This is a genomic window from Vibrio sp. 1402, assembly GCF_033340275.1.
Map to the genome: position 1 here is coordinate 1 of NZ_JAWOWE010000356.1, position 645 is coordinate 645.

Sequence of the window (645 nt, forward strand, 5' to 3'; positions counted from 1 at the left end):
AGCGTAGTAGTTATTGATACACAGCAGCGTTTGTTTGTCGTTCTGGCGAGCGTAAGCAAAAATGCGTTGCTGCTCTGGCAGTAAATCTTCATAACGGCCATCGGTGATCACCGGAACCTGTTTACGTAGCTCAATCAAACGTTTGTAGAAGTAGAACACCGAGTTCAAATCAGCAACCGCTGCTTCTGCGTTGATTTCAGAGTAATTCTGCGCCACCTCAAGCCACGGTGTGCCTTCGGTAAAACCAGCGTGCTTTTGGCTGTTCCACTGCATTGGCGTACGTGAGTTATCACGCGACTTCTGCGCCAAAATCGCCATCATCTCTTCGTGTGATACGCCATCGCGGTTGACCATGATGTCGTACATGTTGGTGCTTTCTACGTCGCGGTACTGGCTGATCTCAGTGTAACCTGGGTTGGTCATACCAATCTCTTCACCTTGATAAACATACGGCGTGCCTTGCATCATATGTACAGATGCCGCCAGCATTTTCGCCGACTCAACGCGGTATTGTTTATCATCACCTAAGCGGCTGACCACACGAGGTTGATCGTGGTTACACCAGAATAGCGCCCCCCACCCTTTGCCATTTAAGCCCGTTTGCCAATGGTTGAAGATCTGCTTTAACTGCATGAAATCAAACGG

At 49.1% G+C, this 645-nt stretch carries 1 protein-coding gene; it reads right to left on the bottom strand.

What is annotated here, in order from left to right:
* A partial coding sequence (locus R7044_RS26040) for an alpha-amylase family glycosyl hydrolase (RefSeq protein WP_263857056.1) occupies window positions 1-645 on the bottom strand: 645 nt, incomplete at both ends.